General features: G+C 63.0%; 13 protein-coding genes and 1 pseudogene. 10 read left to right on the top strand and 4 right to left on the bottom strand.

The window, feature by feature from the left end; translation table 11 throughout:
• Nucleotides 1-76 precede the first annotated feature (76 nt).
• The 5 genes from NKJ94_RS26915 to NKJ94_RS26895 all read left to right on the top strand — a co-directional run bounded on the left by NKJ94_RS26915 (nt 77) and on the right by NKJ94_RS26895 (nt 4,540).
• Nucleotides 77-853, top strand: coding sequence for an NIPSNAP family protein (locus NKJ94_RS26915; protein WP_352529376.1), 777 nt, complete (start codon nt 77-79; stop codon nt 851-853).
• 114 nt (nt 854-967) lie between these two features.
• Nucleotides 968-1,726 carry an SDR family NAD(P)-dependent oxidoreductase gene (locus NKJ94_RS26910; protein ID WP_352529374.1) on the top strand — a complete coding sequence of 253 codons (759 nt, stop codon included), beginning with the start codon at nt 968-970 and terminating at the stop codon, nt 1,724-1,726.
• Nucleotides 1,727-1,995: 269 nt separating this feature from the next.
• Entirely contained in the window at nt 1,996-3,393 is a 1,398-nt protein-coding gene (fumC, locus tag NKJ94_RS26905) for a class II fumarate hydratase (protein WP_352529372.1), read from the top strand.
• Between the two features lie 154 nt (nt 3,394-3,547).
• Nucleotides 3,548-3,982 carry a DoxX family protein gene (locus NKJ94_RS26900; protein WP_023677622.1) on the top strand — a complete coding sequence of 145 codons (435 nt, stop codon included), beginning with the start codon at nt 3,548-3,550 and terminating at the stop codon, nt 3,980-3,982.
• A 144-nt stretch (nt 3,983-4,126) separates the two neighbouring features.
• A complete protein-coding gene (locus NKJ94_RS26895; protein WP_352529371.1) occupies nt 4,127-4,540 on the top strand; it encodes a DoxX family protein in 414 nt (137 codons plus the stop codon).
• 18 nt (nt 4,541-4,558) lie between these two features.
• Here NKJ94_RS26895 and NKJ94_RS26890 read toward each other — a convergent pair whose 3' ends face one another.
• From NKJ94_RS26890 to NKJ94_RS26880, 3 genes are all read right to left on the bottom strand, one after another.
• Entirely contained in the window at nt 4,559-5,185 is a 627-nt protein-coding gene (locus NKJ94_RS26890) for a hypothetical protein (protein WP_352529369.1), read from the bottom strand.
• Between the two features lie 63 nt (nt 5,186-5,248).
• A complete protein-coding gene (ppx, locus tag NKJ94_RS26885; RefSeq protein ID WP_352529367.1) occupies nt 5,249-6,778 on the bottom strand; it encodes an exopolyphosphatase in 1,530 nt (509 codons plus the stop codon).
• Nucleotides 6,778-8,979 carry an RNA degradosome polyphosphate kinase gene (locus tag NKJ94_RS26880; protein WP_352529365.1) on the bottom strand — a complete coding sequence of 734 codons (2,202 nt, stop codon included), beginning with the start codon at nt 8,977-8,979 and terminating at the stop codon, nt 6,778-6,780. The genes ppx and NKJ94_RS26880 overlap by 1 nt, the downstream gene beginning before the upstream one ends.
• 150 nt (nt 8,980-9,129) lie before the next feature.
• On the opposite strand from NKJ94_RS26880, the gene NKJ94_RS26875 reads away from it, so the two are divergent.
• Together NKJ94_RS26875 and NKJ94_RS26870 are read left to right on the top strand one after the other, a co-directional pair.
• Complete coding sequence (locus NKJ94_RS26875; protein WP_254820632.1) at nt 9,130-9,375, top strand: zinc-finger domain-containing protein; 246 nt, start codon at nt 9,130-9,132, stop codon at nt 9,373-9,375.
• Between the two features lie 19 nt (nt 9,376-9,394).
• Nucleotides 9,395-10,630, top strand: a complete 1,236-nt coding sequence (locus NKJ94_RS26870; RefSeq protein ID WP_352529363.1) for an FAD-dependent monooxygenase — start codon at nt 9,395-9,397, stop codon at nt 10,628-10,630.
• Nucleotides 10,631-10,849: 219 nt separating this feature from the next.
• On the opposite strand, the gene NKJ94_RS26865 is transcribed toward NKJ94_RS26870, so the two are convergent.
• On the bottom strand, nt 10,850-11,521 hold the full coding sequence (locus NKJ94_RS26865) for a TIGR02117 family protein (protein WP_352529361.1): 672 nt from the start codon (nt 11,519-11,521) through the stop codon (nt 10,850-10,852).
• A gap of 107 nt (nt 11,522-11,628) precedes the next feature.
• On the opposite strand from NKJ94_RS26865, the pseudogene NKJ94_RS26860 reads away from it, so the two are divergent.
• The 3 genes and pseudogenes from NKJ94_RS26860 to NKJ94_RS37635 all read left to right on the top strand — a co-directional run bounded on the left by NKJ94_RS26860 (nt 11,629) and on the right by NKJ94_RS37635 (nt 12,937).
• Nucleotides 11,629-11,893 (top strand): annotated as a pseudogene (locus tag NKJ94_RS26860) (metal-sensing transcriptional repressor).
• Entirely contained in the window at nt 11,890-12,546 is a 657-nt protein-coding gene (locus NKJ94_RS26855; RefSeq protein WP_502896131.1) for a cation diffusion facilitator family transporter, read from the top strand. The pseudogene NKJ94_RS26860 and the gene NKJ94_RS26855 overlap by 4 nt, the downstream one beginning before the upstream one ends.
• Nucleotides 12,500-12,937, top strand: a complete 438-nt coding sequence (locus NKJ94_RS37635) for a cation transporter dimerization domain-containing protein (protein WP_502896132.1) — start codon at nt 12,500-12,502, stop codon at nt 12,935-12,937. The genes NKJ94_RS26855 and NKJ94_RS37635 overlap by 47 nt, the downstream gene beginning before the upstream one ends.
• Nucleotides 12,938-12,940 lie beyond the last annotated feature (3 nt).

Genomic DNA, 12,940 nt, shown 5'->3' with positions numbered 1-12,940 from the left:
GATAGCAGATTGACAAAACAGGACAACTGGTCTGTTTTGCAAAACAGGATGACTGCCCTGTTTTGGAGATCGAGCGATGAACCTGCCTTTGAACGCCGTGCCCAACCTGCTCGCCTCGCCCATCGTCGAACTCCGGCAATACACGCTGAAACCCGGCCGGCGCGAGACGCTGATCGGCATCTTCGACAATCATTTGATCGAGGGCCAGGAAACGGCAGGCATGACCATCATCGGCCAGTTCCGCGATCTCGATCGGCCGGACATGTTCGTCTGGCTGCGCGGCTTCGATGACATGGAAGCGCGGAAGCACGCGCTGGGCGCCTTCTATGATGGGCCGGTATGGGCTGCCTGGCGCGACGCCGCCAACGCCACGATGATCTCATCCGACGACGTGCTGATGCTGAGGCCGGCTTGGCCGGACGCCGGCTTCGACCTCTCGGGACTGCGCCGGACAGCCTTGCAGGATCTCGAAAAGCCGAGCGCAAGCAGTGATTTGCAGGCAATCATTGTCATCAGGATTCATCATTTGCGACCGGGCCTGGAAGCCGGCTTCGCCAACGACTTCCAGACCGGAGCTCTTCCAGTGCTCGCCGCATCTGGCGCACGGCCACTCGCCGCCTTCGTCAGCGAACATGCCGAAAACAGCTTTCCGCGGCTGCCGGTGCGGGCCAGTGAAAACGTCTTCATCAGCGTCACGGGTTTCGACAGCGCGGACGCCCATGCCCGCCACGAGGCAGCCTTGGCCGCATCCCCGGAGTGGCAGGCCTTCCGGCAAAGCGTCCAGTCACGCATGGCCAAGCCGACTGAGACTTTGCGGCTGTCGCCAACCTCACAGTCGCTGCTTGGGCGGTGACACGAGGCGAAGTTTCATACGCTGGGATAGGCAGGCGACTTGACCCGGAGTGCAGGCAGCGCTGCTCTGGGGTGCATGCCGCCGGCGGAAGCGGCACGCGCGCGGGAGCGTTGAATGAGACTTCACGGTAAACGGGCGCTGGTCACCGGCGGCTCTGACGGGATCGGGCTGGCGATCGCCGAAGCTTTCTTGCGCGAAGGCGCGGACGTGCTGATCGTCGGCCGCGATGCCGGGAAGCTCAAGGCCGCCCGCAAGCAGCTCGGGGATGACGTCGAAACGCTGTCGGCCGACCTGTCGGCCAGCGCCGGCATCGACGCCGTGGTCGAGCATGTCAAGCGCGGCCCACCTCTCGATATCCTCGTCAACAATGCCGGCGTGGCGTTCCTGGTGCCGTTCGAAACCGTCAGCGAGGACCAGTTCCAGCAGTCGTTCGCGCTCAATGTGACGGCGGTGTTTTTCCTCACCCAGGGATTGCTGCCGCATCTCGCGCCAAGCGGGGCTTCGGTGATCAACATCTCGTCCTATTTTGCGCACAAGATGATCCCGAAGCGGCCGTCCAGCCTCTATTCGCTGTCGAAAGGCGCGCTCAATTCGCTGACCAAGTCGCTCGCCTTCGAGCTCGGGCCGCGCGGCATAAGGGTCAATGCCATCGCGCCCGGCACGGTCGACACAGCGATGCGGCGCAGGTCGATCGAAAACCTGCCGGAAGCCGCGCAAGCCGAGCTCAAGGCCTATGTCGAGCGCAGCTATCCGCTCGGCCGCATCGGCCGGACCACCGACCTTGCCGGCATCGCGGTCTATCTCGCCAGCGACGAGGCGGCGTGGACCAGCGGCGGCATCTTTGCCATCGACGGCGGGTACACGGCGGGGTGAGAGGAGCGCCTCTTCCTTCTCCCCCTGTGGGAGAAGGTGGCCGAGCGAAGCTCGGTCGGATGAGGGGTGTTCCAGCTTGACACCACCGCATTCCGTCCAACACCCCTCATCCGGCTCGGCGCTACGCGCCGATCCACCTTCTCCCACAAGGGGAGAAGGAAAGGCGCCACTCCTTCAACCGATTTGCATCGCTCCCACCCGCAATCTCCGCTTGAAGGCATTTGTGCAACGCGATACGCCGTTTGCAAATTGCAAACCGGAGAGACCTCGTGAGCGCGCCAGAGACAAGAACCGAAACCGACACGTTCGGTCCCATCGAGGTCGCCGCCGACCGCTATTGGGGCGCGCAGGCGCAGCGTTCGCTGGCCAATTTCAAGATCGGCTGGGAAAAGCAGCCGGCCTCGATCGTGCGGGCGCTGGGCATCGTCAAGCGGGCGGCCGCCGAAGCCAACATGGAGCTGAAGCGGCTCGATCCGGCGATCGGCAAGGCCATTGTCGAGGCCTCCCAGGAGGTCAGCGACGGCAAGCTCAACGACCATTTCCCGCTGGTCGTCTGGCAGACCGGCTCGGGCACCCAGTCCAACATGAACGCCAATGAGGTGATCTCCAACCGGGCGATCCAGCTTTTGGGCGGCATTATGGGGTCGAAGAAGCCGGTGCATCCCAACGACCACGTCAATATGAGCCAGTCATCGAATGACACCTATCCGACGGCCATGCACATCGCCTGCGCCGAGCGCATCATCCACGATCTGCTGCCGGCGCTGAGGCATTTGCACGCGGCGCTCGAGGCCAAAACCGAGGCTTTCGCCCACATCGTCAAGATCGGCCGCACCCACACGCAGGACGCGACGCCGCTGACGCTCGGCCAGGAGTTCTCCGGCTATGCGGCGCAGGTCGCCTCGTCGATCAAGCGCATCGAGATGACGCTGCCCGGCCTGCAGGAATTGGCGCAAGGCGGCACCGCGGTCGGCACCGGCCTCAACGCGCCGGTCGGTTTTGCCGAAAAGGTGGCGGCGCGTATCGCCGCGATCACCGGCATCGATTTCGTCACTGCGCCGAACAAGTTCGAGGCGCTCGCCGCCCATGATTCCATGGTGTTCTCGCACGGCGCCATCAATGCCTGCGCGGCGGCGCTGTTCAAGATCGCCAACGACATCCGTCTGCTCGGTTCCGGCCCGCGTTCGGGCCTCGGCGAATTGTCGCTGCCGGAAAACGAACCGGGCTCCTCGATCATGCCGGGCAAGGTCAACCCGACCCAGTGCGAAGCGATGACGCAGGTTTGCGTGCAGGTGTTCGGCAACAATGCGGCTATCAGCTTCGCCGGCAGCCAGGGCCATTTCGAGCTCAACGTCTACAATCCGCTGATGGCCTATTGTTTCCTGCAGTCGGTGCAGCTGCTCGCCGACGCCTCCATCTCCTTCACCGACAATTGCGTCGTCGGCATCGAGGCCCGCGAAGACAACATCAAGGCGGCGCTCGACCGTTCGCTGATGCTGGTGACCGCGCTGGCGCCGACGATCGGCTACGACAACGCGGCCAAGATCGCCAAGGCGGCGCACAAGAACGGCACGACGCTGCGCCAGGAAGCCTTGGCCACCGGGCTGGTCAGCGAAGCCGACTATGAGCGGCTGGTGCGGCCGGAGGACATGACGCATCCGGGCTAAGGTATGTTGATATCCCTGAATCTCAACACACCTATGTTGATCGCGAAAACGTTACCTCGGTGAACAATCCGTAACCAATCCGGCGTCTTTGGTGAACAGTCGGCCTGCGCTAACTGGACGGGTATTCCAAACCCTTCTGGAGAGAGTAACCGCCATGTCCACCAACACGTCCACCAACACTTCGTTTGCCGGTTCCGGCACCGCCGCCGGCGCCTCGGGCACGATCCTGCTCGGCCGCATCCTGCTGTCGGTCATCTTCCTGCTTTCCGGTTTCGGCAAGCTGACGGCGATTGCCGGCACGGCCGGCTATTTCGGCAGCCTCGGCCTGCCGCTGCCGATGGTGACCGCCATTGTCGTCGGCCTGATCGAACTGCTTGGCGGTCTCGCCATCCTCGTCGGCTTCCAGACCCGGATCGTGGGCTGGGTGATGGCGATCTTCACCGTCGCCACCGCACTGGTTGCCCACACCGGCTGGGCCGATCAGATGCAGATGATCAATTTCCTGAAGAACGTCGCGATTGCCGGCGGCTTCCTCGTGCTCGCCTCCTCGGGCCCCGGAGCCTACTCGATCGACGCCAAGCGCGGCTGAAGCAGTCCAGCATTGCTTGGACAAAAGGGGTGCGGAATTTTCCGCGCCCCTTTTTCGTTGTCGGTTTGTGCCCTTCGGTCCGCTGACGGAAAACCTGCTAAGATCGGGCGCCAGGCCAAGCGGCCGTCGACAACGGAGGTGAAGATGCCCCGCAATGCGCTGCTTTTGCTTTCCCGGCTGCTGTTTGCCGCACTGTTCGTGCCGTCCGGCTTCCATGTGCTTGCCGACATCGCCGGCACATCGGGCTATTTCGCCGGCCTCGGCCTGCCGCTGCCAACGCTCGCTGCCTGGGGCACGGGGCTGTTCGAACTGATCGCCGGGCTGCTCATCCTCGTCGGCTTCAAGACGCCGATCGTGGCGCTGCTGCTCGCCGCCTTTTGCGTCGCGACAGCGTTCATCGGCCACTATGGCCAGGGCGGCGGCGATCCGACGCTGACCTTCATGCATTCGCAGATGCTGATGAAGGACATCGCGATATCAGGCGGTTTTCTGGCGCTGGCGATGGCTGGCGCGGGTGCATGGTCGGCCGACGGCGGGATGGCTGCAGGGACTGGCTAAGCTGCCGCCCGGCTCGGCTCATTTGCTGTCGAGAAAGACGAACTCCGCAAGCCTGGTTATGTTTATGGGCTGAGAGAGAAAGGCGCCATGCCCCATTCGACCGACGCTGATGGTCAGGCAAACCTGTCTGCTTTCCACCGCGATCGGCAGCCATTCATATCCATATTGATCTGCGCCCTTGGGGGAGTAGCTCCGAAGATTGCTGTCAATCGCGACATACAGGTAGTTGCGCAATTGGATCAGGCTTGCCCTCTTAACGTATGGCAACAGGTCGGTTCGGCCCACGATAGGCTCAAGAAAGTTGCCGAGGGGCTGATGAACGGACACGGTTCGATCGACAGCGCCAGGACAGAGATTAACGTCCGCATAAAACGTGTTCATCGAAATCGATCTTTGAAATTTGATCATTTCGTCGCTTATTCTAAATACAAAGTAATTTATCTTTTGCCCATTTTTAGGTTCTAAAAAACCTTTGAGCAAATTGAATGGTGTTTTGCCGTCTGCGCCTTTTGGATAACTCTTCTCAAACTCAAACGCGCCTGTTGCAGCAACGGAAACCTTGGAAACCGTCTGAGCTCTGGCCGCGTCGAAAATCAACAATGGCAGGATGGAAAGCAGCAGCGGCAGGATTTGACTGGATTTCACGATCTTCTTCCCCCTAGCGTGCAGTCGTCGCGATTGGTATCCAATTCAGCGCCGGGCCTGAAGCTACTTCACCGAAACGCTTGGCCCGCCCTCGACCGCCAGCACCAGCCGGCGGTTGGTGACCCTTGCCAGCTGTGCCAGCCGGCCGGCCGGCCGCTCGCCGTAAAGATCGGCCAGCGGCGCCGGCAGGACCAGCGCCAGCACGCCATTGCCGCGGTTTTCCCATTTCAGCCGCGGCATGACGCCCGGCATTGCCGCGGTCAGCAAATAGACGACGCGCAGCAGCGCGGCCAGCACACGGGCGCGCTCGAGATAGCGCGGTGTCGCCAGTCCGCGGATTTCCGGAGCGGCTTCATTGAACACGCCCTCGTGGCGAAACAGGCTGACAAGCGCCAGGAAGGCGCGGCCGGGATGGTCGACGCCAATGAACGAGGCGTGGGCGATGATGTTGAGCGATTGCTTGCCGCGATATTCGGGATGGGCGCGCCAGCCGATATCGGCGAGCAGGCAGGCGGCGTGGCGGTAGCGCGCCTCATCCCTGGTTTCGTTGATGCCGAAGGCAGCGAAGGCCTTGCCGGTCCATTCGACAAGCTCATGCGCGTGGTCGACCGAGCGCGAGCGCAGGCGGGCAAGCTCTTCGGCCGCCGAGATCAGTGGATCGGCCTTCTGCTCGGCCTTGTCGAGCAGCGAGTAGAGAAAGCCCTCGCGCACGCCCAGCGCCGAGACGATGATCTTCGACGGCTGCATCGCCGCCATGATCTCCTGCAGCACGATGGCGCCATAGGGCAGCAGCGAGCGGCGGTTCTTGGAGATGCCCTCGATGCCCTTGACCTTATCAATCTCTGCTTTCGCGACCTGCCGGAGGAAGTTCGCGGCGCTTTCGATGCCGATCTCGTAATGATGCATGACGCCGAGCGGGTAGTTGGTCATTTCCATGTGCAGTCGGGCGAGGTTTCGCCAGGTGCCGCCAACCGTGTAGAAGGCCCTGCCCTGCCCGGCTTTCAGCAATTTCGCCCGCGCCAGTTGCTCGCGCGTGATCTTTGCCGCCTGGGCCAGCGAGTTCTTCGCCATGTCCTGCAGGCGCAGGCCGCCCAACGGCAGCGTGATGCCGTCACCGATCGTCTCACCGTCGATGTCGATCAGTTCGAGGCTGCCGCCGCCAAGATCGCCGGCAATGCCGTTGGAGTGGAAACCGGAGATGACGCCGAGCGCCGAATAATGGGCTTCCTCGCGGCCGCTCAGTACCTGGATCTCGGTCTTGAGCACATCCTCGGCGCGGTGGATGAAGTCGGGGCCGTTGACCGCCTCACGAGCGGCGGCGGTCGCCAGCACATACATGCGCTCGGCGCCGGCCTGGTCGGACAGCGCGCGGAAGCGGCGGAACTCTTCCATGGAGCGCGTCACCGCCTCGGGATCGAGCTTTCCGGTCGAAACGATGCCTCGGCCGAGGCCGGCCAGCATCTTTTCGTTGAACAGCAAGGTCGGCGAGCGCGCCAGCCCCTCATAGATGACAAGACGGATCGAGTTCGACCCGATATCGATGATGGACAGCGGTCGGCGGTCCTGAAGCCGGCCCTGGGATGCTGAAATCATCAGCCCGTCGCTGCGTTCTGTTTCTTGCGGCGCTTGAACTGCGCGATGCGCTTGGGCGCATGCGACTTCAACGCATCGCCCCGTCCGGACAGGCTCGGATTGGTCATGAAATATTCCTGCGCGTTGAACGGTTCCTCGCCCTCCTCCAGCACAACGCGCCGGGAAGTTCCGTCAGCCAATACGTCGAAACTTTGCTGGTTGTCCATGATGTTGCCGAGCATGATCTGGCCGAGCACCTGTTCATGCACAGTTGGATTGGTGATCGGCACCATGGTCTCGACGCGGCGGTCGAGATTGCGCGGCATCAGGTCGGCTGAGGAGATGTAGACGATCGCCCCGTCCGAGGGCAGGCCGTGGCCGTTGCCGAAGCAATAGATGCGGCTGTGCTCGAGGAAGCGGCCGACGATCGACTTCACCCTGATGTTCTCCGACAGGCCGGGCACCTGCGGCCTCAGGCAGCAGATGCCGCGCACGACGAGATCGATCTCGACGCCGGCGCGGCTGGCATCATAGAGAGCATCGATGATGATCGGGTCGACCAAGGCGTTCATCTTCATCCAGATGCGGGCCGGCCTGCTCTCCAGCGCGTGACTGATCTCGTCCGAAATGTGCTTGAGGATGCGGTCGCGCAGCGTAAACGGCGAGATGGCCAGCCGCATCTGCTCGGCCGGCTCGGCATAGCCGGTGATGAAGTTGAACAGCTGGGCGACATCGCGCGCGATCGTCGGGGCGGTGGTGAAGAAGGACAGGTCGGTGTAGATGCGCGCGGTGACAGGGTGGTAGTTGCCGGTGCCGAGATGCACGTAATTGCGTAGCCTGCCATCCTCGCGCCGCACCACCAGCGACATTTTCGCGTGGGTCTTCAGCTCGAGGAAGCCGAAGACGACCTGGACGCCGGCGCGCTCGAGGTCGCGGGCCCAGCGGATGTTGGCTTCTTCGTCGAAACGCGCCTTGAGCTCGACCAGCGCCGTCACCGACTTGCCGGCCTCGGCGGCGTCGACCAAAGCGCGCACGATCGGGCTGTCGTTGGAGGTGCGGTAGAGCGTCTGCTTGATTGCCACCACTTCCGGGTCGGCCATCGCCTGGCGCAGGAACTGCACCACCACGTCGAAGGATTCGTAGGGGTGGTGGACGATGATGTCCTTCTCGCGGATCGCGGCAAAACAATCGCCGCCATGCTCGCGGATGCGCTCGGGGAAGCGCGGGTTGTAGGGCGTGAATTTCAGATCGTCGCGGGCGACGGCGACGATCTCCGAAATCTGGCTGAGCGCCAGCGGACCGGTGAGCACGCTGATGCGGCTTGCCGAGACGCCAAGCTCGCCGGCGACGAAGTCGCGCAGCTCGGGCGGCATCAGCCGGTCGAATTCGATCCGGATGACCGAGCCGCGGCGCCGCCGCTTCAGTGCCGTCTCGAACAGCCGCACCAGGTCCTCGGATTCTTCCTCGACCTCGATATCGCTGTCGCGGATGATGCGGAACGTACCGGAGCCCTTGACCTCATAGCCGGGGAACAGCTTGCCGATGTAGAGACTGACCGCCTCTTCGAGCGGGATGAAGCGGACATGGTGCTTGCGATCCGGCAAGCGGATGAAGCGCCTCAGCGCCACCGGCAGGCGCAAAAGCGCGCTCATTTCCTCGCCGTTCTTGCGATGGCGCAATTGCAACGCCATCGAGAAACCGAGATTGGGAATGAACGGAAACGGATGCGCCGGGTCGATCGACAGCGGCGTCAGGACCGGAAACACCTGCTCCTGGAAATGGTCCTCGAGCCAGACCTTCTCGTCCTTGGTCAGCGCATCACGGGTGATGCTCTCGATGCCTTCCTTGTTGAGCAGCAGCATCAGCGCCGAAAGACTGTTCTGCTGGTCCTCCTGCAGACGTTCGACCTCGCGCAGCAATTGTTCGAGCTGCTGTTCGGGGGTGCGGCCGTCCGGGCTCTTCAGCACTATGCCTTCTCGCACCTGGCCGGCAAGACCGGCGACGCGGACCATGAAGAACTCGTCGAGGTTGGCGGCCGATATCGACAGGAAGCGAACGCGCTCGAGCAGCGGATGATTGGCGTTCAGCGATTCCTCAAGCACGCGCCGATTGAATTGCAGCCAGGAAAACTCGCGATTGACGAAGCGGTCGGGATTGCCGCCTTCGGGGCTCGCCACCTCGACGGTGATGAATTCGTTCTGGACCGGCTTCAGTTCGTTCATGATTCCTGCTCTTCCCACACCCGTCCACCGATTACGGCGTTAACCGGCTTAACTTATCCTCTGACAGGCTTTTGCGACAGTTTCATTTCATCGATCTTGCAAAGAGACGGGTTATAATCCAGATGCAATCGACAAGATCAGGAGACGACGATGGCAGGCGGTTCCATTCCCCATTTCCAGAACGATGCGGGCTATCCGGCGATCGACATCGGCGTCAAGGAATTCATGTGCACCGGCGCCAACCCACCTTTCGACCATCCGCATGTGTTTCTCGACATGGGCGACGACAATGAAAAAGTCTGCCCCTATTGCTCGACGCTCTATCGCTATTCGCCGAAGCTGAAGGCATTGGAAACGCAGCCGCCGGGCTGCCTCTATATCGACCAGGCCGCCTGATTCTTCCGCGACAAGCCTGATGCGAGAAACGCAGTCCCGGCAGGTGGTCATCGCCGGGGCGGGCGTCGCCGGGCTGACCGCGGCATTGGCCTTCGCCGAGCGCGGCTATTCGGTAAAATTGTTCGAACAAGCGCAGCACCTCGAGGCTGTCGGCGCCGGCATCCAGCTTTCGCCCAACGCGACGCGCATTCTTCGACAACTCGGCGTACTCGATCGGCTGATGCCCAATGCGGTGCGGCCCGAGGCGGTCGTACTCAAGGATGCCGCCACGCTGCGCGAGCTGGCGCGCGTACCGCTTGGCCACGCCGCCGAAACGCGCTGGGGGGCGCCCTATCTCGTCGCCCACCGTGCCGATCTGCAAGCCGCGCTGATGCAGCGAGCAGCCGAGCGGCCTGAGATCGAGCTTGTCACCGGTGCCCGCGTCGGCAGTGCCGCCACCGGACCGCATGGCATCACGGCGACGATCGAGAGCGCCGGCACGACCGTCGAAACCGCGGCATTCTTGCTGATCGGCGCCGATGGCGTCTGGTCGTCGGTGCGAGAAAAGCTGGCCCGCAAGGAGGCCGATTTTGTCAGAAGCCGCTTCTCGGGCGAGCTTGCCTGGCGCGCCACCGTGGGTGCCGGCAGCCCTGCTGGGCAAGCCTTTGCAGCGGTCGGCGCGCCCTATTGCGTTACTGCATTCCTCCATCCCGGCTTCCATATGGTCGCCTATCCGGTCAGACGTGGCACTGCCTTCAACCTCGCTGCCTTCACCAAGGGCGAGCGCATCGCCGAAGGCTGGTCGGGGCATGCCAACCCCGCCAGTTTCGCCAGCGCCATGCGCGGTACCGCGCCGGCGCTGGTCCGGCTGGCGGGCGAGGCGGCGCCGTGGACGGCATGGCCGATCCACACCGTCGAGCAGCGGCGGTGGACGACGCGGGAAGGGATCGCCCTGATCGGCGATGCGGCGCATGCGATGACGCCCTTTGCCGCACAGGGCGCGGCGATGGCGATCGAGGACGCCGCGACGCTTGCCGGCTTCGTTGCCGCTTCGCCAGCCGATCTTGAGGGGGCGCTTGCCGCTTGGGAACAGGCACGGCGGCCGCGCGTCGCCCAGGTCGCCCGCCGCGGCGCCATCAACCGCCTCGCCTGGCATGCGGCCGGGCCGGTGGCGATGGCCCGCAACCTGTTCCTGGCGATGCGCTCGTCCGAAAAGCTAACCGCTGATCTCGACTGGCTCTATGGCTGGCGGATGCCGGATGGTGGCGCGCGATGATACGCTCGACAGGCCGGCGGGACAGCGCCCCTCTCTGTCCTGCCGGACATCTCCCCCACTTGGGGGGAGAATCGGCCGTCACCTCGGCTTTCGCCAATTTGCAACGTTGCAGGATGAAGCGCAGCGCCGAAGCTGCCAATCTCCCTCCCTGTGGGGAAGATGTCCGGCAGGACAGAGGGGGGCGCGAAGAATCGCGGCGCTGATCAGCCGGAACACCTGTCAATCATAAAGCCGCATCGACAGGCCGAGCGAGGCCGGCAGCGGGTTCCACCAGCCTGTGCGCAGCCCGGCTATGCGTAACGCCGCCGCCGTCCAGGTGTTGCAGCCGACCAGCGCGTTGAAATGGCCGTTGGCTTCGAAAAAACGATCGAAGCGGGAATAGGCGGCGTTCTCGATCGGCATGGCCCCGTTGGGTCCCTGCTGGAAGCTTGCTGCAATGTAATCGAGCAGCGCCGCAAAGCGCTCATCGCCGATGGCGAAGCCGGCGACGTCGGGATGCAGCTCGGCGATGTCGCCGGAAACGTCGACATGCATCACCGAGGCGTCGACGGTCAGCGCCTTGAGCACCGGCACCGCCTTCAGCTCCGACCAGGTCGGCGTCTCCAGATAGAAGGCGCGGCCGCCCCAGCCGAAGACGATGTAGCGGACCTCCGCCATGTCGGCCGGAATGCCGGCATCGACCAGGAAATGGAAGCGCCGGCGCACATTGTCGTCGACCGGGATGGCGATGTCGGTGTGGATCGGATTTTGCAGCACCAGGATGCGGTGGCTTGCGCCGATCGGATCGGCAACGGCCGCCGGCCAGAGCGGGCGCGGCAGCAGCGTGCCAAGCGCCACCGCAACGACTATTGCGACGACCAGCAGGCCAAGAAAACGAGCAAGCTTCTTCATGGGGAAGGCATAGAGCAAGCAATGCTCAAGGTGAAGTGTCTGTGGAAGTTGTACCGGCTGATAAAAGCGCTTGACGCATATCCTCCCCCGGAGGATATGCGTCAAGCATGTCAGATCACCTCCATGCTTCGCATCCTTCCATCATAAAGCGCCTGAAGCGCGCGCAAGGCCACCTTGCGGCGGTGCTGTCCATGATCGAGGCGCATCGCCCTTGCGTTGATCTGGCGCAGCAGCTCCATGCCGTCGAAAGGGCCATCAGCAGCGCCAAGCGCGAGCTGATCCACGATCACATCGAACATTGCCTTTACTGACAGCGCGGAAACCGGCGGCAATTCGCTGGCGGAGCTCAAGCAGCTGGCGAAGTATCTATGAACGACATTGTAGTGCGGATTCTGGACTGGTTTGGTTTCGGCTCGCACGATCCCGCCACCCATAACCATAGCCATGGCGATCACCGTTCGCACGCTCACACCCACGGCGTCATCGATGCAACGATCGCCACCACCGATCGTGGCATCTGGGCCATAAAATGGTCGTTCGTCATTCTGGCAGTCACGGCGGCATTGCAGATGGTCGTGGTCGTGCTGTCGGGCAGCGTGGCGCTGCTGGCCGATACGATCCACAATATCGGGGATGCCACTACGGCGATTCCGCTGTGGATCGCGTTCATGCTGGCCCGGCGCAAGCCATCGCGGACCTTCACCTACGGCCTTGGCCGGGTCGAGGATCTGGCCGGGATCATCATCGTCCTGATCATCCTGTTCAGCGCCATTGTCGCCGGTTACCAGGCGACTGACAGGCTGTTCAATCCGCTAGGTGTGACACATCTCGGCTGGCTGACCGCGGCGGGTATTGTCGGGTTTCTCGGCAATGAGGCTGTCGCGGTGTTCCGCATTCGGGTCGGTCGGGAAATCAACAGCGCGGCGCTGATCGCCGACGGCTACCACGCCCGCACCGACGGGCCTTACCAGCCTTGCCGTGGTCCTCGGTGCGTTTGGCGTCTGGCTCGGTTTTCCGCTGGCTGACCCGATCGTCGGCCTGCTGATCACGATCGCGATCTTCGGCATCGTGTGGCAGTCGGCTCGCTCGGTGTTGACCCGCATGCTGGACGGCGTCGACCCTAGGGTAATTGAGGAAATCCATCATGCCGCCGAGCGTGTTCCGGGCGCGCATATTGTCGATGCCAAAGCGCGCTGGATCGGTCATAGATTACACGCCGACATCGCAATTGCCGCAGACGAAACTCTGCCGCTGTCGGAAGCGAACAAGATCGCGGCAGCGCTGAAAGACAAACTGTTCCAGTATATGCCAGCCTTGGCTGCGGCGAACGTGCGGTTTTCAACCGAACGTGGAGAGAACGACCATCCGCACCCTCACGAGCACGCGGCTGCCGAAAACCACGGCCACGAGCGTTGACGC

It is taken from the genome of Mesorhizobium sp. M0060, assembly GCF_040323155.1.
Classification (GTDB): Bacteria; Pseudomonadota; Alphaproteobacteria; order Rhizobiales; family Rhizobiaceae; genus Mesorhizobium.
The sequence above is the reverse complement of the archived record's forward strand: the minus strand, read 5'-3'. Positions and strand labels throughout refer to the sequence as shown.

Coding starts and splice junctions, on each gene's coding strand:
- NKJ94_RS26875 (WP_254820632.1), top strand. CDS start 9,130: ATGGCAGGCGGTTCCATTCCCCATTTCCAGAACGATGCGGGCTATCCG.
- NKJ94_RS26915 (WP_352529376.1), top strand. CDS start 77: ATGAACCTGCCTTTGAACGCCGTGCCCAACCTGCTCGCCTCGCCCATC.
- NKJ94_RS26895 (WP_352529371.1), top strand. CDS start 4,127: ATGCCCCGCAATGCGCTGCTTTTGCTTTCCCGGCTGCTGTTTGCCGCA.
- NKJ94_RS26910 (WP_352529374.1), top strand. CDS start 968: ATGAGACTTCACGGTAAACGGGCGCTGGTCACCGGCGGCTCTGACGGG.
- NKJ94_RS26865 (WP_352529361.1), bottom strand. CDS start 11,521: ATGAAGAAGCTTGCTCGTTTTCTTGGCCTGCTGGTCGTCGCAATAGTC.
- NKJ94_RS26880 (WP_352529365.1), bottom strand. CDS start 8,979: ATGAACGAACTGAAGCCGGTCCAGAACGAATTCATCACCGTCGAGGTG.
- ppx (WP_352529367.1), bottom strand. CDS start 6,778: ATGATTTCAGCATCCCAGGGCCGGCTTCAGGACCGCCGACCGCTGTCC.
- NKJ94_RS26855 (WP_502896131.1), top strand. CDS start 11,890: ATGAACGACATTGTAGTGCGGATTCTGGACTGGTTTGGTTTCGGCTCG.
- NKJ94_RS26900 (WP_023677622.1), top strand. CDS start 3,548: ATGTCCACCAACACGTCCACCAACACTTCGTTTGCCGGTTCCGGCACC.
- NKJ94_RS26870 (WP_352529363.1), top strand. CDS start 9,395: ATGCGAGAAACGCAGTCCCGGCAGGTGGTCATCGCCGGGGCGGGCGTC.